Here is a 19,555-nt window from a genome sequence, read left to right as displayed (position 1 = left end):
GGAACAGTCTCACAGGCTGATTCCATGCAGGCGTTCTCCGACCAGCTTCCCGCCCGTTCCCGCCATCTGCTGCGCACGCTGATCACGCGCTACATCCAGGACGGTGAACCGGTGGGCTCACAGACCCTGGCCCGGGTGGCCGGGCTGGATGTGAGTGCGGCCACCATCCGCAATATTCTGGCCGAGATGGAAGAAGTGGGTCTGCTGAGTTCAGCGCACGCCTCGGCCGGGCGTATTCCCACCGCCCACGGCTACCGCGTCTTCGTCGACAGCCTGGTGCAGATGCAGCCGCCGGGCGAGGAGGACCTGAGCCGGCTGCGCCAGGAGCTGGCCAGCGGCGCAGGTACCCAGGCGTTGCTGGGCAGTGCGTCACAGCTGCTGTCTGCGATGAGCCAGTTCGTCGGGGTGGTCAGCGCGCCGCGCCGGACCCGGTTCGCCTTCCGGCAGATCGATTTTGTGGCGCTGGACGCCAACCGCGTGCTGGCCATTGTGGTGTTTGCCGACAACGAGGTGCAGAACCGCATCATCGAGGCGCGCCGCAGCTGGGAGCCGGGTGAGCTGGAGCAGGTGGCCAACTACCTCAACGCGCAGTTTGCCGGCATGCCGCTGTCGGGCATCCGTCAGCACCTGCTGCTGGAGCTGCGCAGCGCCCGCAGCGAGCTGGAACGGCTGCTGTCACAGAGCGTCGAGCTGGCCGAACAGGCCCTGCAGCCGCCTGAGGACGACATCCTGCTGGCCGGCCAGACCCGGCTGCTGGGCGTGCAGGATCTGACCAACCTGGAACGCCTGCGCGAGCTGTTCGAGCTGTTTGCCAGCAAGCGCGAGATCCTGCAGCTGCTCGAGCGCACGATCCAGGCGCCGGGGGTGCGCATCTTCATCGGTGAGGAAACCGGCATGGTGCCGCTGGAGGGCGTGTCGCTGGTCACCGCCCCCTATGTGGCCGAGGGCCAGGTGCTGGGCGTGCTGGGGGTCATCGGCCCCAGCCGGATGGCCTATGACCGCATGATTCCGCTGGTCACGGCCACTGCCGAGGCCCTTGGCGCCGCCTTTTCGACCCCGCCGCACGGTTCGAAGTGATCTGACGCTTGAAACGCAGCATCCCGCCCACACTAGGGTGGGTGGAGGCGGGGTGTGTCCGCCAGGGAACCGCACATGAACCACGAACAGCCAGAGATTCAAGCCCAGCCGGCCGACGCGGCCGAGGGTGCACTCCACGACCAGATCGAGCAGCTGCGCGGCGAGCTGGAGCAGGTCAAGGCCGATGCGCTGCGTGAGCGCGCCGACCTGGACAACCAGCGCAAGCGCGTGGCCCGCGATGTCGAGCAGGCCCGTCGCTTTGCCAACGAAAAACTGCTGGGCGAGCTGCTGCCGGTCTTCGACAGCCTCGATGCCGGGCTGAAGGCCGCAGGCGATGAGGCCCATCCGCTGCGCGAAGGTCTGGAACTGACCTACAAGCAGCTGCTCAAGGTCGCCGGTGACAACGGCCTGACCCTGCTGGACCCGACCGGCCAGGCGTTTAACCCCGAGCATCACCAGGCCATCAGCCAGGTACCGGCCGACGACGCCGCGCCGGGCAGCGTGGTGCAGGTGTTCCAGAAGGGCTACCTGCTCAACGACCGCCTGCTGCGCCCCGCGCTGGTGGTGGTGGCCGCCGACTGACCCGGCATGGGTGGCCGTCGGCCCTTGGGCAGACGGCGACCCGACCCCATTGAACACAGCGTTCGGAGGGTGGCTTGAATGTTCCACGGCCATCCCCCACATCGTTTTCATCCACCGGCCAGCGTGCCGGTCTGACCAAAACACAGCACTCAGGAGTCTCCCCACATGGGCAAGATCATTGGTATCGACCTCGGCACCACCAACTCGTGCGTGGCGATCATGGACGGCGGCAAGGCCCGCGTCATTGAAAACTCGGAAGGCGACCGGACCACGCCCTCCATCGTCGCCTACACCAAGGACGGCGAAATCCTGGTCGGCGCCTCGGCCAAGCGCCAGGCGGTGACCAACCCGAAGAACACCTTCTACGCCGTCAAGCGCCTGATTGGCCGCAAGTTCACCGACGGTGAAGTGCAGAAGGACATCTCGCACGTGCCGTACGGCATCCAGGCCCATGAAAACGGCGATGCCTGGGTGTCCACCAGCGATGCCAAGAAGATGGCGCCGCAGGAAATCTCGGCCAAGGTGCTGGAAAAGATGAAGAAGACCGCCGAGGACTTCCTCGGTGAGAAGGTCACCGAAGCGGTCATCACCGTGCCGGCCTACTTCAACGACAGCCAGCGCCAGGCGACCAAGGACGCCGGCCGCATCGCCGGCCTGGACGTCAAGCGCATCATCAACGAGCCGACCGCGGCCGCGCTGGCCTATGGCCTGGACAAGGGTGACAACAAGGATCGCAAGATCGTGGTGTACGACCTGGGCGGCGGCACCTTCGACGTTTCGGTGATCGAGATCGCCAATGTCGACGGCGAGAAGCAGTTCGAGGTGCTGGCCACCAACGGTGACACCTTCCTGGGCGGCGAAGACTTCGACAACCGCGTCATCGAATACCTGGTGGAGGAGTTCAACAAGGACCAGGGCATCGACCTGCGCAAGGACCCGCTGGCCCTGCAGCGTCTGAAGGACGCCGCCGAGCGCGCCAAGATCGAGCTCTCCAGCGCCCAGCAGACCGAAGTGAACCTGCCTTACGTGACCGCTGATGCCAGCGGCCCGAAGCACCTGAACATCAAGCTGACCCGCGCCAAGCTGGAAGCACTGGTCGAAGACCTGGTGAAGAAGTCGATCGAGCCGTGCCGCCTCGCGCTGAACGATGCCGGTCTGCGCTCGAGCGACATCGACGAAGTGATCCTGGTCGGCGGCCAGACCCGCATGCCGAAGGTGCAGCAGGCGGTGACCGAGTTCTTCGGCAAGGAACCGCGCAAGGACGTCAACCCGGACGAAGCCGTTGCACTGGGCGCAGCGATCCAGGGTGGCGTGCTGGGTGGCGACGTCAAGGACGTGCTGCTGCTGGACGTGACCCCGCTGTCGCTGGGTATCGAAACCATGGGCGGTGTGTTCACCAAGATCATCGAGAAGAACACCACCATCCCGACCAAGGCCTCGCAGGTGTTCTCCACTGCCGAAGACAACCAGTCGGCTGTGACCGTGCACGTGCTGCAGGGTGAGCGCGAGCAGGCCCGTTTCAACAAGTCGCTGGCCAAGTTCGACCTCTCCGGCATCGAACCGGCGCCGCGCGGCCTGCCGCAGGTGGAAGTGTCCTTCGATATCGACGCCAACGGCATCCTGCATGTGTCGGCCAAGGACAAGAAGACCAACAAGGAACAGAAGGTCGAGATCAAGGCCGGTTCGGGTCTGTCCGAGGAGGAGATCGCACGCATGGTCGCCGACGCGGAAGCCAACCGCGAGGAAGACAAGAAGTTCCAGGAGCTGGTGCAGGCCCGCAACCAGGCCGACGCTCTGATCCACGGCACCCGCAGCGCCATCACCGAGCATGGCAGCAAGGTCGGCGGCGATGTCATCGGCAAGGTCGAATCGGCCCTGTCGGAGCTGGAAACCGCGATGAAGGGTGACGACAAGGCGCAGATCGAAGCCAAATCGAAGGCACTGGAAGAAGCTGGCCAGTCGCTGTTCGCCGCCGCCGCCGCGGGCGAACAGGGCGGTGCCGCCCCGGGCGCTGACGCCGGTACCGGTGGCAAGCAGGATGACGTGGTGGACGCCGAGTTCACCGAAGTCAAGGACGATACGAAGTCCTGATCCAGACGGTACGGGGCATGGCCAACACCATGCTCCGTTGCCGCCTCAGGGTCCTGGCCGCCAGCTGGCGTGTCGGGGCGCCCGACGCAAGAGCGGACCTGGTTCCGCTCTTCCGCTTTGACGAATCCCGACGTACCGGAATGCGATCCATCCCATGAGCAAACGCGATTATTACGAAGTTCTGGGCGTTGCCCGAACCGCCACCGACGACGAGCTGAAGAAGGCCTATCGTCGCTGCGCGATGAAGTTCCACCCCGACCGCAATCCGGGTGATGCAGCGGCCGAAGCCTCCTTCAAGGAGTGCAAGGAAGCCTACGAAGTTCTGTCCGACGGCGGCAAGCGCCGCATGTATGACAGCCATGGCCACGCCGCGTTCGAGCACGGCATGGGCGGTGGTGGCGGCCCGGGCGGCCCGGGCGGCCCGGATATGAACGATATCTTTGGCGATATCTTCGGCAATATTTTTGGTGGCGGCGCCGGCGGTGGCGCACGCCAGGCTCGTCGCGGCGCCGATATCGGCTACGTGCTGGAACTGGACCTGGAAGAAGCGGTGGCCGGCGTCGAGCGCCGCATCGAGATTCCCACCCTGTCCGAGTGCGATGACTGCCATGGCAGCGGCTCGGAAGACGGTAAGGTGGAAACCTGCAGCGTCTGTCATGGCCGTGGCCAGGTGCGCATCCAGCGTGGCATCTTCGCCATGCAGCAGGCCTGCCATAACTGCAACGGCCGCGGCCAGATCATCCAGAGCCCCTGCACGACCTGCCACGGCAATGGCCGTGTGGAAGAAGACAAGGTGCTGTCGGTGAAGGTGCCTGCCGGTGTCGACACCGGCGACCGCATCCGTCTGGCCGGTGAAGGCGAGGCCGGCCCGGCCGGCACCCCGCCGGGCGACCTGTATGTGGAAGTGCGCGTGCGTGAGCACCCGATCTTCCAGCGCGATGGCGATGACCTGCACTGCGAGGTGCCGATCCGCATCTCGCAGGCGGCGCTGGGCGACAGCATCCGCGTGGCCACGCTGGGCGGTGAAGCGGAAATCCGCATTCCGGCTGAAACCCAGACCGGCAAGCTGTTCCGTCTGCGCGGCAAGGGCGTACGTTCGGTGCGCAGCCGCAGCGAAGGTGACCTGTACTGCCGCGTGGTGGTGGAGACCCCGGTCAACCTCACCGCTGACCAGCGCCGGCTGCTGGAGCAGTTCGAGGCGACCTTCATCGGCGAGGAAGCGCGCAAGCATTCGCCGAAGTCGGCGACCTTCATCGACGGGGTGAAGGGGTTCTGGGACCGGATGACGTCCTGATCAAAAACCCCTGCATCGCAGGGGTTTTTTCTGTCTGGCGCCGCGTCGCCGCGCTGGCTGACCACCAGACCATGATAGAGCCGACCCCACGGTCGGCTGCTCTTCGTACAGATTGCGGCAACCTTGCGCGCTCCGCGCGTGAGCCGACCATGGGTCGGCTCTACCGTGAGCGGTGCGGGCGTAAACTTGTCCCATGAACGAATCCCTTGAAAACCATCTGGTCCACGGCCGCCGCCAGCGCCCGCAGGGGCCGTCTCCGGTCGATGTCATCTCGGTGCAGTCGCAGCTGGTCTATGGGCACGCAGGTAACAGCGCGGCAGTACCGCCGATGCGTGCGCTGGGTCTGCGCGTGGCGGAAGTGCCGACCACCCTGCTGAGCAATGCGCCGTTCTACGAGACCACGCGCGGCCGCGTGCTGCCCAGCGACTGGTTCGCCGACCTGCTGCGTGGCGCCAGCGAGCGCGGCGTGCCGCAGCGCGCGCAGATGCTGGTGTCCGGCTACTTCGGCAGTGTCGGCAATGGCCAGGCATTCGCGGACTGGCTGGACCAGACGCTGCCTGCCTGCCCGCAGCTGCGCTACTGCCTGGACCCGGTGATCGGTGATACGCACACCGGCCCCTATGTCGAGCCGGGTCTGGAACGCGTCTTCGCCGAACGCCTGTTGCCCCGCGCCTGGCTGGTCACCCCGAACGCCTTCGAGCTCGGTCGCTTGACCGGGCGGGCGGCACTGGCGCAGGACGATGCCATCGCGGCGGCCAGCGAGCTGCTGGCCCGCGGCCCGCACTGGGTGCTGGCACACAGTGTCAGCGGCGATGCCGGCGAGCTGGTGACGCTGGCCGTCGGCCGCGAAGGCATCTGGCGCTGGACCTCGCCGCTGCTGCCGGTGGACGTGGCCGGTACCGGCGATGTGCTGATGGCGCTGATCGTCAGCTTCGTGCTGCGCGGGTTGGACATGGAAGCGGCGATCACCCGTGCGCTGGCCGGCGTGCATGCCGCGCTCGAGGCCACGTTGGGCAATCAGCACGAGGAGTTCGACGTGCTGGCTGCGGCGCCTGCCGCCCTGGCCGACGGCGGCCGCTTCCGCGCCGAGCGGCTGGCATGAGCCCTGCGCCGCAGGTGATCGGCATCGTGGGCAACGCCGGTGCCTACGGTCGCTGGCTGCAGCGCTTCTTCGAGCAGCAGATGGGCATGCAGGTGATCGGCCACGACCCGGCCGATGCCGCGTCGCACACCCCGGAGCAGCTGCTGGAGCGTGCCGAGGTACTGGTGTTCTCCGCGCCGATCCGGCAGACCCCGGCGTTGATCGCCCAGTACGTGCAGCAATCGGCCGGGCGCGAAGCGGGACGGTTGTGGCTTGACGTGACCTCGGTCAAGCAGGCACCCGTGCAGGCCATGCTGGCCTCGCAGGCTGAGGTGGTGGGCCTGCATCCGATGACTGCACCGCCCAAGTCGCCCACGCTCAAGGGCCGGGTGATGGTGGTGTGCCAGGCGCGGCTGCAGCACTGGCAGCCGTGGCTCGCACATCTGTGCAATACGTTGCAGGCCGAGTGTGTGCAGGCCAGCCCCGAGCACCACGACAAGGTCATGGCGCTGGTGCAGGCCATGGTGCATGCCACCCACCTCGCACAGGCCGGCGTGCTGCGTGACTATGCGCCGGAGCTGGGCAGCCTGGCAGCGCTGCTGCCGTACCGCTCGGCGTCGTTCGAGCTGGATACGGCGATCATCGCGCGCATCCTGTCGTTGAACCCGGCGATCTATGAAGACATCCAGTTCGGCAACCCGCATGTCGCGCCGATGCTGGAACGGTTGATCACGCAGCTCCAGACGCTCCAGGCGCAGGTGGCGCGCGGTGACGATGACGCGCGGGCCGCATTCCGCCAGCAGTTGCTGCTGGACAATCGTGACGCGCTGGGCGAGACCAGCGTGGCCGAAGGCAACTACACCTTCGAGCGGGTCGGCTATCTGCTGGCCGACCTGACTGAACGTCAGGCGCTTTCGGTGCATCTGCCCGAAGACCGTCCGGGTTCGCTGCGCGCGCTGCTGCACGTGTTCGAGCAGCACGGCGTCAGCCTGGCTTCCATTCATTCCTCGCGAACGCCGACAGGCGAGGTGCATTTCCGCATCGGCTTCGTGCCCGGCAGCGATGCGGCGGCGATCACGTTGGCGGCGGCAGCAGTTGACGCCAGCGGCATCGGTCGGGTCCTGTTGCGCTGACGTTTTCATCCACAGGTGGTGTGGATGAGCGTTGCGCAAACATGTGGATAACCTCTCGCAGGCGTTCTGCGAAAAGGCTGTCAAGAGGGCTGGCGATTATTTGACCAGCCTGCGCACCGGACGCGCAGGCTGCGCATATCGCCTAGATCGTCAGCCGCAGCTCGCCGCCGGCGGTGACGAATTCGCGCCCGCTGCGCAGCAGCCGGCGGCCATCATCCAGTTCATACCGCGGCTCCTTGTCGCCGCGCTCGCCACTGTCCTGCTCGGCCTTGAACTCGAGAATGACGTGGCTTTCGCCCAGGCTGTCGGTGGCCGGAAACTGACGGAAGGACATGGCAGGCTCCTCATCTGTGGCGTTGCGGCGAGCCTGCGCCTGGCAGTGTTAGCCGGGCGTGGTCAATCGATGAACTGCAGCCGAGCCAGTTCCGCGTACAGGCCTTGCTCGGCCAGCAGCTGGGCATGCGTGCCCTGCGCTACGATACGACCGTGGTCCATCACCACGATGCGGTCGGCCTTGAGCACGGTGGCCAGCCGGTGGGCAATGACCAGCGTGGTGCGGCCGGCCATCAGGCGCTCCAGCGCCTGCTGCACGGCGCGCTCGCTCTGCGCGTCCAAGGCGCTGGTGGCTTCGTCCAGCAGCAGGATCGGTGCGTCCTTGAGCAGCGCACGGGCAATGGCCACGCGCTGCTGCTGGCCACCGGACAGGCGCGCACCACGCTCGCCCAGTTCGCTGTCATAGCCCTCGGGCAGGGCCCGCAGGAACTCATCGGCCTCGGCCGCGCGCGCGGCGGCGTCCACCTCGTCATCGGTCGCTTCAAGCCGACCGTAGCGGATGTTGTCCCGCGCGCTGGCGGCAAACAGCGTGGGCTGCTGCGGCACCAGCGCAAGCTCGTTTCGCAGCGTGCCGGGGTCGAGCAGGCGGACATCCACGCCGTCGACGCTGACCGAGCCACTGCGCGGGTCGTGGAAGCGCAGCAGCATCTGCAGCACGGTGCTCTTGCCCGCACCCGAAGGGCCGACCAGCGCTACGGTCTCGCCGGGCGCCACCTCCAGGCTGAAGTGGTCAAGCGCCGCCTGGTCGGGGCGCTGCGGGTAACGGAACACCACATCGTCGAAGCGGATGGCGCCGCGCAGCGGCTGAGGCAGCGCCTGCGGGTGTGCCGGTGCCTGCACCAGGCTGCGTTCGTGCAGCAGCTCGCTGATCCGCCCCATGCCGCCGCTGGCCCGCTGCAGCTCGTTCCACACTTCGGCCAGCGCGCCCACCGAGCCGCCACCGATCATTGCGTACAGCACGAACTGGCCGAGCGTGCCGGCGCTCATGCGCCCTTCGTTGACATCATGGGCGCCGAGCCACAGCACACCGACGATGGCGCCGAAGATCAGCACGATGGCGCTGGCGGTCACCACCGACTGGGAGCCGATGCGCCGCTTGGCGGCGGCGATGGCATCGGCCAGCGCATGATCGAAGCGGCCGCGCTCGTACGGTTCGCGGGCGTGCGCCTGCACCGTGCGCACCGCACCGAGTGTTTCCGCGGCCAGACTGTTGGCATCGGCGATACGGTCTTGGCTGGCGCGGGCAACCTTGCGCAGGCGCTGCGCGCCGACCACGATGGGCAGCACTGCCAGCGGAATGCCAAGCAGCGCCCACGCCGCCAGGCGGGGGCTGGTGACAAACAGCATCACCAGGCTGCCGACCACGGTGACCCCACTGCGCAGCGCCACGGACATGGTCGAACCGATCACGCTGCGCAGCAGTTCGCTGTCGGCGGTCAGCCGCGAAACGAGTTCACCGCTGCGGTTGCGGTCGTGGAAGCTGGCATCCAGTCCGATCAGGTGGCCGTACAGCTCGCCGCGCAGGTCGGCCACCACGCGCTCGCCCAGCAGCGAAACAAAGAAGAAGCGTGCCGCGGTGGCCAGGCCGAGCACCACCGCCACCAGCATCAGCACCGAGAAGGCGAGGTTGATGCGCCCGCCGTCACCGTTGAAGCCGTGGTCGATCATCAGCTTGACCGCTGGTGGCAGGCTCAGCGTAGCGGCCGAGGAGACCGCCAGCGCGACCAACCACGCGCCGAACAACCCCTTGTGGCGGCGTACGAACGGCCACAGGGTGCCCAGGCTGCCGAGGCGGCGCAGGGTGGGGGCAGGTGTGGCGGGCTGTTCGCTCATGCGTCGACTTCACTCAAACGGATACGGTCACGGGTGGCGTCGCGCAGGCGTGTTTTCAATGCTTCAACCTGGTCGGCGAGCAACTGCACGTCCATGGCCACGCCATCAGCATCGAAGTGTTCCTCGCCCTTGAGCGCTGCGTGCGCGGCCAATGCGGCGTGCAGTGTGCCCAGGTCCTCGAAGGCGGCGCGGATGCGCAGCTGCGTCCATTGCAGCAAGGGGCTGCGCGGTGCGTTGCGCAGGCATTCGGCCGCGGTGCCACCGTAGGCGCGTACCAGCCCGCCTGCGCCGAGCTTGATGCCGCCATACCAGCGGATCACCACCACCACGACGCGGTCGAAGCCCTGGCCGTCGATGGCCGCCAGAATCGGTCGCCCGGCGGTACCGGCCGGTTCGCCATCATCGCTGGAGCGGTACTCGTTGCCCAGCCGGTAGGCCCAGCAGTTGTGGGTGGCATCAGGCACCGCTACCTGCTGCAGAAACGCCAACGCCTGGCCGGCTTCTTCGATCGGCGCAGCGTGCGCGATGAAGCGGCTGTGCTTGATGTCCTGGCTGTAGCTGACGGCGGTGGTGAGGGTGTCGAGCATCACCGTGATTCTAACCGTCCCTGCCACGCGCCGGCGCGCGCGCTACTGCTCCAGCAGTGCGCGCAGGTCGTCTGGCAGACGCGCCCCGGGATGCTGGGACAGATAACGCTCAAGGCTGGCCCGGGCCAGGTCTTCGTTGCCGGCCTGCTGGTGGGCACGGATGGCGTTCAGCCACTGCCGTCGGGGCAGTTGGGCATCGGCGTCGAGCTGCTGCTGCAGGGAGGCCGCATCGTTGGCGCGCGCCGCAAGCGGGGCAGGCCGCGCGTTGGCGCCTGCCTCCACGGCGCTGCGCTCGGCCATCACGCTGGCCCGCCGTTGCGGACTGGCTGCGGAAGTGGACAACGGCGCGGCGGCGGGGTCGGTCGCTTCAGTGGGGATCGCATCGGCAGCGGGCGACACTGGCGCTGGCGCTGGCGATGAGGGCGGAGAAGGCGGAGCGACGCGGTAGGCCTGCGCAGCTGCCTGCGGCTGCGCCGCCGCGCGTGGCGCAGCCGGGCCCTGTTTCGGTGCAGTCGACGGCATCGGTGCTGGTGCTGGTGCCTGGACGGCCGCCTCCGGCGCGACGGGCGGTGCATCAGTCGCTTCAGCGGGGGCCGCCTTCACCGACGCCGCCGGCGCGGCGGGTGGCGGCGCTGCGTCCATCGACGGCAACGTCGGCGGCTCGGGTCGCAGCTGCCAGGCCAGGCCAAAGGCCACCACCAGCGAGGCGGCCACGCCAAAGGCGGCCGGCCAGCGGGGACGGCGGCGCGGCGCGCGAGGGACGGACGATGGTGTCGCGTGGTCGGCCGTGGCGGGTGCAGGTCCTGCGGCAGCCCGCGCGGCGGCAAGGATGGCGTCGTCCACCGCGGCTGAGGGTGCGCGCCCGCCGCGCCCGAGCAGACGGGCCAGGTCGCGTTCTTCCGGGGTCAGGGGGTCGTTGCGGTTCATGGCAGCAGTCCCGTGCGCAGCTTGTCCATCGCGTACCGCAGGCGCGATTTGACCGTCTCCCGGCCCACACCGGTGATCTGCCCGATCTCCTCCAGGCTCAGCTCCAGCTCAAGCCGCAGCTGCAGTACTTCGCGCTGGTCAGCTGGCAGCGCGTCCATGGCCAGCTGCAGCCGTCGGCGCTGCTCGAACTGGCTCACTTCGCTCTCCGGTGTGTGGTTGTCGCTCAAGGCCTGCAGTCGTTCGTCGGCGTCCAGCGGTGCGGGCGGGCGATGCCGGGCCGCGCGCCAGTGGTCGTTCAGGCGATTGTGGGCAATGCGGAACAACCATGTGGTGAAGGCCGCATCGGGCTTCCAGTCCATCCGCGCAGCGATCACCCGTTGCCACACGTCCTGGAACAGCTCCTCGGCCAGACTGGTGTCGCGCACCTGCCGCAGCAGGAAGCCGAACAGGCGTTTGCGGTGACGCTCGTACAGCGCCTGGAAAGACGGCAGGTCGCCAGCGGCCCAGGCCAGCATCAAGGCATCGTCGGTGGGCAGGGCAGCGGTATCCACGCCGCACAGGGTAAGCGCTGTGTCGGCTGGCGCATAGCGTGGCTGCGGCGGGCCGCAGTGGGACAGGGCGAGGGCGGACGGCGTGGTCATCATCAGGCAACAACGCGCCGGAAGGCAGTCTGGGGTTGCGCTGCGTCCCGTTGCCGCACGCGGCGCGTTATGCTCGCTTCAGGGGATGCGCCCGTACGGCCGGCGCCACGTGACATACACACAATCAGGATTGACCTCAGCGGTGCAGACGGCAAGCGAAACGGTGGTTTCCCAGACGTTGGCCCAGGCGCTGCATGCGTTGCTGCCTGACGGCGCGCGGCTGCACCTGGGCTGGGACGACCCGCAGCTGGGCGCCGGGCGCTGTACCAGCCCGCCCAGCGACGAGCAGGACGGTCAGTGGCTGTGGGGCGGCGGCAGCACGGACGCCGAGGCCAATGCGTGGCAGGTCTGGATCCACGACGGTGCGCGGCTGGCGGTGAAGGTCGAGCACGCCCAGCCGTCCGAAGCGTGGTGGACACTGGCCCGTCAGGCCCTGGAGCTGGGGCTGCAGCGCAGTCGGCAGGAAGGGCAGATCGTGGCGCTGCAGGACGCCAAACGGCTGCAGCAGGCCCTCTACGAGATCGCCGATCTGGCCGGCGCCGATCTGGAAATGGGCGAGATGCTGCGCCACGTTCACGGCGTGCTGGAAACGCTGATGTATGCGCGCAACTGCTTCATCGTCGAGTACGACGACGTGCAGCGGACGCTGCGCTTTCTCTACTTCGCCGACGAGGTCGATACCTTTGTCGCCGATCCCGAACGGATCTATCCCGAAGCCGAGCTGCAGGCCAGCCTCACGGTGGGTCTGCTGCACTACGGTCAGCCGCTGAGCGGCCCTTCCACCGAACTGCGTGCGATCCTCGGCCAGCCCGATGGCGACCCGGGCCCGGAAAGCCTGGACTGGCTCGGCGTGCCGCTGCTGCGCGAAGGCCGGGTCAGCGGGGCGATCGTGGTGCAGAGTTACGACCTGCCGCAGCGTTATGGACCAGCCGACCGCGCGCTGCTGGGCTTTGTGGCCCAGCACGTGTTGACCGCGATGGACCGGCGCCAGGCCCAGGTGCAGCTGGAACGGCAGGTGGAGCGGCGTACCCATGAGCTGCAGCTGGCCAACGAGAGCCTGCAGGAAGAAGTATTCGAGCGACGCCGCGCCGAGAAACTGCAGGCTGCGCTATACGGCATTGCCGAGCTGGCGATGAAAGCCGAGAGCCTGACCGAGTTCTACGCGCAGGTCCATGGCATGGTCGGCACCCTGCTGGATGCACGCAATTTCTACATCGCGCTGGTCAACGAGGCCGGCGACGGGCTGGACTTTGTCTACTCGGTGGACGAGTTCAACAACGCGCGGCCCTCGCGGCCGTTCAGTCGTGGCCTCACCGAATATGTGGTCCGTGAGCAACGTCCGCTGCTGGCCACCCGCGAGCGGATGGACGCGATGCGTGACAGCGGCGAGGTGGCCGAGTTCGGCGCGCGCTCGCACTGCTGGCTGGGCGTGCCGCTGGGGGTGGACGGCGATGTGGTCGGCGCGATCGTGGTGCAGAGCTACAGCCCTGACGTGTCATTCACCCGCAACGATCAGCGGCTGCTGACCTTTGTTGCCCAGAACATCGCCAGCGGGTTGGCGCGCCAGCGCGGGCAGGAACGTCTGCGGCTGGCCCATGCCAATCTGGAGCGACGGGTGGAGGAGCGCACGCGAGAGCTGGCCGAAGTCAACGAGAAGCTGCTCGGCCAGATCGCCGAGCGCCTGCGGGCCGAGCAGCGGTTGACCCACCAGGCCATGCATGACGGTTTGACCGGCCTGCCCAACCGCCTGCACCTGCTGGACCGGCTGGAAGATGCGCTCACGCGCGCCCGGCATGATGCCGAGGCATTGTTTGCCGTGCTGTTCCTGGACCTGGACCGCTTCAAGCTGGTCAACGACAGCATCGGTCATGCCGCCGGCGACAGCCTGCTGGTCGAGGTGGCCCATCGCATCGTGGCGATGATGGGGCCCGAGGACGTGGTGGCGCGGTTGGGCGGCGACGAGTTCGCCATCCTGCTGCAGTGCCCACAGGGCCAGGCGCAGGGTCTGGCATTCGCGCAGGGCATGCTGCGCGCGCTGCAGGAACCGATGTGGGTGGAGGGGCGCGAGCTGTTTCCTTCCGGCAGCCTGGGCATTGCGTTCTGGCACCCGCGCTACCGCAGTGGTGAGGAGCTGGTGCGTGATGCTGACGCGGCGATGTACCGCGCCAAGGCGCAGGGCCAGGAGCGCTGTGCGATTTTCGACGAGGAGATGCGCGAGCAGGCCATGCGCAGCCTCGATCTGGAGTCGGACCTGCGCCGGGCGATTATGAGCCGCGATTTCGTGGCGTGGTACCAGCCCATCATCCGCCTGGTCGACGGCGAGGTGATCGGTCACGAAGCGCTGCTGCGCTGGCAGCATGAAAAGCGCGGCATGCTGCTGCCCGGTGTGTTCCTCGACCTGGGCGAGGACAGCGGTCTGATCGAACAGGTGGACTGGCTGATCTACGAGCAGGTCATCGCCGGTCTGTGCCGGGGCGGGCGCGGCTATGTGTCGGTCAACGTCTCACCGCGGCACTTCCGCTCGGCCGATTTCACTAGCCGGCTGTTCGGGCTGATCGAAGCATTCGATGCCGACCCGCGCCGGCTGCGGCTGGAGATCACCGAGGTGGCCCTGCTCGACGACGGCCCGCGCACGCTGCGCATCCTGCAGACGCTGCGCGAGCGCGGCATCCTGGTGCAGCTGGATGATTTCGGTACCGGCTTCTCGGCGCTGTCCTACCTGCATCGCTTCCCGATCACGTCGCTGAAGATCGACCAGAGCTTCATTGCCGGCCTGCATGGGCCGGAAAACCAGAGCACCCGCGCGCTGGTGGAAGGCGTGGTCTCGCTGGCACGTACGCTGGGCATCGAGACCATCGCCGAAGGCATCGAGACCGAGGCGCAGCGCCAGACGCTGCTGGAGCTGGGCTGCGACCATGGCCAGGGATATCTGCTCGGTCGGCCGGCGCCGACCGAGGTGACCCAGGGGTAGCGATCAGCGCAGGGCGCTGCGGCGCTTCTCGTCGATCCACTTCGAGGCCTGGGCCGGCTGGTAGTTGCGCATCCATTCCAGCATCTGCTCGATATCCGAGCCGTACCACAGGTCGGCGCGCTGGTCCGGGTGCAGGAAGCGCTCTTCGACCATGCGGTCGATCATGCTGATCAGCGGGGCGTAGAAGCCTTCGATATCAAGAAACGCGCAGGGCTTGTTGCCGATGCCCAGCTGGCGCCAGGTCAGCATCTCGAAGATCTCTTCCATGGTGCCAAAGCCGCCGGGCAGGGCGACGAAGCCATCAGCGAGGTCGAACATGCGCGACTTGCGCTCATGCATGGACCCGACGATTTCCAGCGAGGTGAGGCCGCGATGGGCCACTTCCCAGTCGGCCAGCTGCTGCGGGATGACCCCGACCACGTCGCCGCCGGCGGCCAGTGCGGCATTGGCAACCGTGCCCATCAGGCCGACGTTGCCGCCGCCGTAGACCACGCGCAGCCCATCACGGGCCAGGCGGTCACCCAGCGCGATGGCGCGCTCGGTGTAGGCCGGCTTGCTGCCGGGGTTTGAGCCACAGTAGACACAGATCGACTTCATGGGGGTTCCGGAGGGCGACAAGCAGGCCATTTTACCCCGCTTGAGCGCCGCCCCGTAGTGCCGGGCTCTGCCCGGCAACCCGATAAAAGCAAAGGCGTGACGACCAACGGTCGTCACCTACCAGAGGCGAGCCTGATGCGGCGCCGGTAGTGCCGGGCTCTGCCCGGCAATCCGTTTAAAGCAAAAGCGTGACGACCAACGGTCGTCACCTACCAGAGGCGAGTTTGATGCGGCGCCGGTAGTGCCGGGCTCTGCCCGGCAACCCGATGAAGCAAAAGCGTGACGACCAACGGTCGTCACCTGCCAGAAGGCGGTGCGTCAGGCCGCCGCGGCTTCCTGACGGCGCGGGCCTTCGCGCAGGGCGCGACCGACCATCGCCACCAGCAGCTCCAGCTCCTCGCTGTCCATGTTGAAGTGCGGGGTGAAGCGCAGGGAGTTTTCCCCGCCATGGATGACATTGATGCCATGGCTGCGCAGCCACTCTTCGGTGGAACCGGCGCCATAGCACTTGAACTGCGGGGCCAGTTCGCAGGAGAACAGCAGGCCGGTGCCCTGCACCTTGGTGATCAGCCCGCCGAGCTCGCTCTTGAGCTGTTCCAGCAGTGCCACGGCCTGGCGGCCGCGTTCGGCGATGTTGGCGCGCACCTGCGGGGTCAGCTGGGCCAGCGTGGCGCAGGCCACATCCAATGCCCGCGGATTGCTGGTCATCGTGTTGCCGTAGATGCCCTTGCGGTACAGCCCGGCGGCGCGTGCGTTGACCGCCAGCACCGAGAGCGGATACTGCGCGGCATTGAGCGCCTTGGAATAGGTTTCCATGTCCGGCGGCTCCAGCCCTTCAAAGCCGGGATAGTCGACCAGCGACAGCACGCCATGGGCGCGCAGGCCGGCCTGGATGGAATCCACCAGCAGCAGGCTGCCATGGGCGGCGGTCAGTTCGCGGGCCGCGGCGTAGAACGCCGGCGGCACCGAGCGGCCGGGATCGCCTTCGCCCATCACCGGCTCCAGGAACACCGCTTCGATGAACCACTGGTTCTGCGCGGCATCGTCGAACACCTTGCGCAGCGCGGCCTCGTCGTACGGGGCGATGGCGATCACCGAATCTTCGTTGCGGTAGCTCGCCAGATGCTGCTGGTAGCTGCGACGGCTGGAGTCCGAATACAGCGCCGGGCGGTCGGTGCGGCCGTGGAAACTGCCCTTGACCACCACGCGCTTGATGCTGGCCCCGGCATGGGCCGCGCCCGGGTCGGTGTTGAGCTTGCTGTTGACGTCGGCGATGCGGGCAGCCAGGCCGACCGCTTCGGAGCCGGAGTTGAGGCACATGAACTCGGTGAACGGGCAGCCGCCACGACGGTGACCGATTTCCTTGCGCAGGGCGGTCACAAAGCGCTTCTGCGACAGGCTGGGGGTCATGATGTTGGCCATCACCTGCGGACGCGCCATCGCCTCGAGCACCTCGGCGGGGGTGTGGCCAAAGCCGAGCATGCCGTAACCGCCAGCGTCATAGAGGACCGCGCCCTTGAGCGTGACCACCCACGGGCCACGCGCCACCAGCGCCACGTACGGGGTCACCGCGTCGTCGGCGTAGAAATTGACGAAGCCCTGCTGGGTCGCTGCGATCTGCTCGGCTTCATCCAGCTCCAGCAGGTCGCCGAACTCACCTTTGACCTGTTCAAACGCAACGGCGGCGGCTTCAACGGCCGCCACCAGCTGCGGGTGGCCGCTGGCCAGGCGCTGCAGCGCGGTGTCGTCCAGGCCGACGGTGAGGCGGGCGCCGCCGTGCTGGCGAAGGGGGGCGAGGTGGTCGATGAAGCTCATTGCAGATCTCCTGAAACGATAGGGCGCACGCCTTAAATGCAGAGCGCGCGTCAAAAGCGCGCGCTGGGGCAAGGCTTGTGCATCGGACTTCCCATTCGATGCTAGCACGCAGTTTTTTATCCGATAACCCCGCAAATGCCTGCTGCATAGCAGCATGATTCCCGACGTTCGGCCTTGTGTGCGACGCCACCGGTGCCCCGGTCGTACAATGCGCGACATTGCCGACCTGTTGCCGTCCACTGCCTTGAAGAAGTCCGATTTCCACTACGACCTTCCCGAAGAACTGATCGCCCAGGCGCCGCTGGCCGAGCGCTCGGCCAGCCGCCTGCTGCTGGTGCCGCCCTCGCCGGACGCGTTGGTTGACCGCCACGTGCGTGACCTGCCAGAGCTGCTGCAGCCCGGCGACCTGCTGGTGTTCAACGACACCCGTGTGATTCCGGCGCGGCTGTTCGGGCAGAAGGCCAGCGGCGGCCGGGTGGAAATCCTGATCGAGCGCCTGCTGGGCGCGCAGCAGGCGCGGGCGCAGGTGGGCGCGAGCAAGTCGCCCAAGGCCGGCAGCCGGATCGCCCTGGATGCCGGCGGCGAGGCCGAGGTGCTGGGCCGCGATGGCGAGTTCTATGTGCTGCAGTTCCACGTGCCGGAGTCGCTGGAGCAGTGGCTGCTGCACGCCGGTCGGTTGCCGCTTCCACCGTACATCCAGCGCGAGCCGGGCATGGATGACCGCGAACGCTACCAGACCGTGTTCGCCCGCGAGGTCGGCGCGGTGGCCGCCCCGACCGCCGGCCTGCACTTCGACCAGGCCTTGCTTGAGGCGCTGCAGGCCAAGGGCGTGAGTTTCGGCCACGTTACCCTGCACGTGGGCGCGGGCACCTTCCAGCCGGTGCGCGTGGACGAGCTGAAGGACCACGTGATGCACCGCGAGTGGCTCAACGTGGGTGCCGAACTGGTGCAGCAGGTGCGGCGCACGCGTCAGGCCGGTGGCCGGGTCATCGGCGTGGGCACCACCGTGGTGCGCGCGCTGGAGAGCGCCATGCGTGACGGCGAGCTGCTGCCCTTCGCTGGCGAGACCCAGATCTTCATCACGCCCGGCTACCAGATCCGCAGCGTCGACGCGATGGTGACCAATTTCCACCTGCCTGAAAGCACGCTGCTGATGATGATTTCAGCGTTCGCGGGCAAGGCGCGGGTATTTGAGGCCTACCAGCACGCCATCGCCCAGCGCTACCGCTTCTTCAGCTACGGCGACGCCATGCTGCTGTTTCCCCAGCCGCAGGGCTGAGCGCGGGCCTGCGCAGGGATGGGCGGTTTTCGGCGACAATGGCAGTCTATCTGCCTGAACACCGCACCATGTCCCGACTGCAGTTTGAGCTCCACACCACCGATGGCCGCGCCCGCCGCGGCCGTCTGACCTTCCCGCGCGGCACGGTGGAAACGCCGGCGTTCATGCCCGTGGGCACCTATGGATCGGTCAAGGGCATCTTCCCCGACCAGATCCGCGCGCTCGGTGCGGAGATCATCCTGGGCAACACCTTCCACCTGTATCTGCGTCCGGGTCTGGATGTGATTGCCGACCACGGCGGCCTGCACGGCTTTGCCCGCTGGGATGGGCCGATTCTCACAGATTCGGGTGGCTTCCAGGTGTTTTCCTTGGCGCATCGCCGCAAGATCACCGAAGAAGGCGTCACGTTCTCCTCGCCGACCGACGGCGCCCGGGTGTTCCTGGGCCCCGAAGAGAGCATGAAGATCCAGAAGGTGCTCGACTCGGATATCGTAATGATCTTCGACGAGTGCACGCCGTACCCGGCCACCGAAGAAGTCGCGCGCCGTTCGATGGAGCTGAGCCTGCGCTGGGCCAGGCGCAGCCGCCAGGCTCATGACGCATTTGACAATGATGCGGCGCTGTTCGGCATCGTCCAGGGCGGCGTGCACACCGACCTGCGCAGCCGCTCGGCCGACGCGCTGCAGGAGATCGGCTTTGATGGCTATGCCATTGGCGGGCTGGCGGTCGGCGAACCCGAGCACGAGCGCAACGCCATGCTTGACCACCTCCATCCGCAGCTGCCGGCCGACCGCCCGCGCTACCTGATGGGCGTGGGGCGTCCGGAAGACCTGGTGGAGGGCGTGGCCCGCGGGGTGGACATGTTCGACTGCGTGATGCCGACCCGCAACGCGCGCAACGGCCACTATTTCACCTCGTTCGGCACCGTGCGCATCCGCAACGCGCAGTATCAGCGCGACATGGACCCGATCGAGCCGGGCTGCGGCTGCGTGGCCTGTGCTGGCGGCTACACCCGCGCCTATCTGCGCCACCTGGACCGCTGCAACGAGATGCTGGCGCCGATGCTGGGCACCCTGCACAACCTGTATTACTACGAGAAGCTGATGGCCGACATGCGCGCGGCGATTGCTTCGGGAACCTTTGACGCCTTCCGGCAGTCCTTCTACGCAGCCCGGGGTGCGGCAACGCCCGCGCTGTAAGCTGCACCCCCCTGCCAAAGGGCCCAAGGACGAACGTCCGGGCCCGTGGCATACTTCACGGCTGACCCCGTTCCGCGGTCGCGCCCCGTCCAGCCAGGCCGGGAGCGCCGCCCAA

16 protein-coding genes are annotated in these 19,555 nt (G+C 67.5%); 9 read left to right on the top strand and 7 right to left on the bottom strand.

The genetic code is table 11. From position 1 onward, the window contains the following. The first annotated feature begins 24 nt into the window (after positions 1-24). The 6 genes from hrcA (at position 25) to RZA67_RS09595 (ending at position 7,258) form a co-directional block, all read left to right on the top strand. Positions 25-1,077, top strand: coding sequence for a heat-inducible transcriptional repressor HrcA (gene hrcA / locus RZA67_RS09620; protein WP_317212535.1), 1,053 nt, complete (start codon positions 25-27; stop codon positions 1,075-1,077). A gap of 75 nt (positions 1,078-1,152) precedes the next feature. After that, positions 1,153-1,659 carry a nucleotide exchange factor GrpE gene (gene grpE / locus RZA67_RS09615; protein ID WP_317212533.1) on the top strand — a complete coding sequence of 169 codons (507 nt, stop codon included), beginning with the start codon at positions 1,153-1,155 and terminating at the stop codon, positions 1,657-1,659. Positions 1,660-1,824: 165 nt separating this feature from the next. Further along, positions 1,825-3,750 (top strand): molecular chaperone DnaK, encoded by a 1,926-nt coding sequence (gene dnaK, locus RZA67_RS09610; protein WP_317212532.1) that lies wholly within the window; start codon positions 1,825-1,827, stop codon positions 3,748-3,750. A gap of 154 nt (positions 3,751-3,904) precedes the next feature. After that, entirely contained in the window at positions 3,905-5,044 is a 1,140-nt protein-coding gene (gene dnaJ, locus RZA67_RS09605) for a molecular chaperone DnaJ (protein WP_317212531.1), read from the top strand. Between the two features lie 193 nt (positions 5,045-5,237). After that, positions 5,238-6,146 carry a pyridoxal kinase gene (gene pdxY / locus RZA67_RS09600; protein ID WP_317212530.1) on the top strand — a complete coding sequence of 303 codons (909 nt, stop codon included), beginning with the start codon at positions 5,238-5,240 and terminating at the stop codon, positions 6,144-6,146. Next, complete coding sequence (locus tag RZA67_RS09595; RefSeq protein ID WP_317212529.1) at positions 6,143-7,258, top strand: prephenate dehydrogenase; 1,116 nt, start codon at positions 6,143-6,145, stop codon at positions 7,256-7,258. The genes pdxY and RZA67_RS09595 overlap by 4 nt, the downstream gene beginning before the upstream one ends. 142 nt (positions 7,259-7,400) lie before the next feature. On the opposite strand, the gene RZA67_RS09590 is transcribed toward RZA67_RS09595, so the two are convergent. From RZA67_RS09590 to RZA67_RS09570, 5 genes are all read right to left on the bottom strand, one after another. Then, complete coding sequence (locus tag RZA67_RS09590; RefSeq protein ID WP_317212528.1) at positions 7,401-7,592, bottom strand: hypothetical protein; 192 nt, start codon at positions 7,590-7,592, stop codon at positions 7,401-7,403. Positions 7,593-7,654: 62 nt separating this feature from the next. Continuing rightward, a complete protein-coding gene (locus RZA67_RS09585; protein ID WP_317212526.1) occupies positions 7,655-9,424 on the bottom strand; it encodes an ABC transporter transmembrane domain-containing protein in 1,770 nt (589 codons plus the stop codon). Then, on the bottom strand, positions 9,421-10,011 hold the full coding sequence (locus RZA67_RS09580) for a YigZ family protein (protein WP_317212525.1): 591 nt from the start codon (positions 10,009-10,011) through the stop codon (positions 9,421-9,423). The genes RZA67_RS09585 and RZA67_RS09580 overlap by 4 nt, the downstream gene beginning before the upstream one ends. A gap of 42 nt (positions 10,012-10,053) precedes the next feature. Continuing rightward, positions 10,054-10,938 (bottom strand): hypothetical protein, encoded by an 885-nt coding sequence (locus RZA67_RS09575; RefSeq protein ID WP_317212524.1) that lies wholly within the window; start codon positions 10,936-10,938, stop codon positions 10,054-10,056. Beyond that, on the bottom strand, positions 10,935-11,579 hold the full coding sequence (locus tag RZA67_RS09570) for an RNA polymerase sigma factor (protein WP_317212522.1): 645 nt from the start codon (positions 11,577-11,579) through the stop codon (positions 10,935-10,937). Before RZA67_RS09570 ends, RZA67_RS09575 begins: the two co-directional genes overlap by 4 nt. Positions 11,580-11,742: 163 nt before the next feature. On the opposite strand from RZA67_RS09570, the gene RZA67_RS09565 reads away from it, so the two are divergent. Next, positions 11,743-14,550 (top strand): EAL domain-containing protein, encoded by a 2,808-nt coding sequence (locus RZA67_RS09565; protein WP_317212521.1) that lies wholly within the window; start codon positions 11,743-11,745, stop codon positions 14,548-14,550. Between the two features lie 3 nt (positions 14,551-14,553). On the opposite strand, the gene RZA67_RS09560 is transcribed toward RZA67_RS09565, so the two are convergent. Together RZA67_RS09560 and RZA67_RS09555 are read right to left on the bottom strand one after the other, a co-directional pair. Then, positions 14,554-15,147 carry a TIGR00730 family Rossman fold protein gene (locus tag RZA67_RS09560; RefSeq protein ID WP_317212520.1) on the bottom strand — a complete coding sequence of 198 codons (594 nt, stop codon included), beginning with the start codon at positions 15,145-15,147 and terminating at the stop codon, positions 14,554-14,556. A gap of 318 nt (positions 15,148-15,465) precedes the next feature. Then, positions 15,466-16,962, bottom strand: a complete 1,497-nt coding sequence (locus RZA67_RS09555; RefSeq protein ID WP_317212519.1) for an aminotransferase class III-fold pyridoxal phosphate-dependent enzyme — start codon at positions 16,960-16,962, stop codon at positions 15,466-15,468. Between the two features lie 208 nt (positions 16,963-17,170). Here RZA67_RS09555 and queA point away from each other — a divergent pair, with 208 nt between their 5' ends. Both queA and tgt read left to right on the top strand, forming a co-directional pair. Further along, complete coding sequence (gene queA, locus RZA67_RS09550; RefSeq protein WP_317212518.1) at positions 17,171-18,241, top strand: tRNA preQ1(34) S-adenosylmethionine ribosyltransferase-isomerase QueA; 1,071 nt, start codon at positions 17,171-17,173, stop codon at positions 18,239-18,241. A 68-nt stretch (positions 18,242-18,309) separates the two neighbouring features. After that, positions 18,310-19,440 (top strand): tRNA guanosine(34) transglycosylase Tgt, encoded by a 1,131-nt coding sequence (gene tgt / locus RZA67_RS09545; RefSeq protein ID WP_317212517.1) that lies wholly within the window; start codon positions 18,310-18,312, stop codon positions 19,438-19,440. Positions 19,441-19,555: the final 115 nt, after the last annotated feature.

It is taken from the genome of Stenotrophomonas sp. C3(2023), from assembly GCF_032911385.1.
Classification (GTDB): domain Bacteria; phylum Pseudomonadota; class Gammaproteobacteria; order Xanthomonadales; family Xanthomonadaceae; genus Stenotrophomonas.
The sequence above is the reverse complement of the archived record's forward strand: the minus strand, read 5'-3'. Positions and strand labels throughout refer to the sequence as shown.

Bases quoted from the DNA above. Each gene is read 5' to 3' on its own strand.
- hrcA (WP_317212535.1), top strand. From the start codon at position 25: ATGCAGGCGTTCTCCGACCAGCTTCCCGCCCGTTCCCGCCATCTGCTG.
- grpE (WP_317212533.1), top strand. From the start codon at position 1,153: ATGAACCACGAACAGCCAGAGATTCAAGCCCAGCCGGCCGACGCGGCC.
- dnaK (WP_317212532.1), top strand. From the start codon at position 1,825: ATGGGCAAGATCATTGGTATCGACCTCGGCACCACCAACTCGTGCGTG.
- dnaJ (WP_317212531.1), top strand. From the start codon at position 3,905: ATGAGCAAACGCGATTATTACGAAGTTCTGGGCGTTGCCCGAACCGCC.
- pdxY (WP_317212530.1), top strand. From the start codon at position 5,238: ATGAACGAATCCCTTGAAAACCATCTGGTCCACGGCCGCCGCCAGCGC.
- RZA67_RS09595 (WP_317212529.1), top strand. From the start codon at position 6,143: ATGAGCCCTGCGCCGCAGGTGATCGGCATCGTGGGCAACGCCGGTGCC.
- RZA67_RS09590 (WP_317212528.1), bottom strand. From the start codon at position 7,592: ATGTCCTTCCGTCAGTTTCCGGCCACCGACAGCCTGGGCGAAAGCCAC.
- RZA67_RS09585 (WP_317212526.1), bottom strand. From the start codon at position 9,424: ATGAGCGAACAGCCCGCCACACCTGCCCCCACCCTGCGCCGCCTCGGC.
- RZA67_RS09580 (WP_317212525.1), bottom strand. From the start codon at position 10,011: ATGCTCGACACCCTCACCACCGCCGTCAGCTACAGCCAGGACATCAAG.
- RZA67_RS09575 (WP_317212524.1), bottom strand. From the start codon at position 10,938: ATGAACCGCAACGACCCCCTGACCCCGGAAGAACGCGACCTGGCCCGT.
- RZA67_RS09570 (WP_317212522.1), bottom strand. From the start codon at position 11,579: ATGACCACGCCGTCCGCCCTCGCCCTGTCCCACTGCGGCCCGCCGCAG.
- RZA67_RS09560 (WP_317212520.1), bottom strand. From the start codon at position 15,147: ATGAAGTCGATCTGTGTCTACTGTGGCTCAAACCCCGGCAGCAAGCCG.
- RZA67_RS09555 (WP_317212519.1), bottom strand. From the start codon at position 16,962: ATGAGCTTCATCGACCACCTCGCCCCCCTTCGCCAGCACGGCGGCGCC.
- queA (WP_317212518.1), top strand. From the start codon at position 17,171: ATGCGCGACATTGCCGACCTGTTGCCGTCCACTGCCTTGAAGAAGTCC.
- tgt (WP_317212517.1), top strand. From the start codon at position 18,310: ATGTCCCGACTGCAGTTTGAGCTCCACACCACCGATGGCCGCGCCCGC.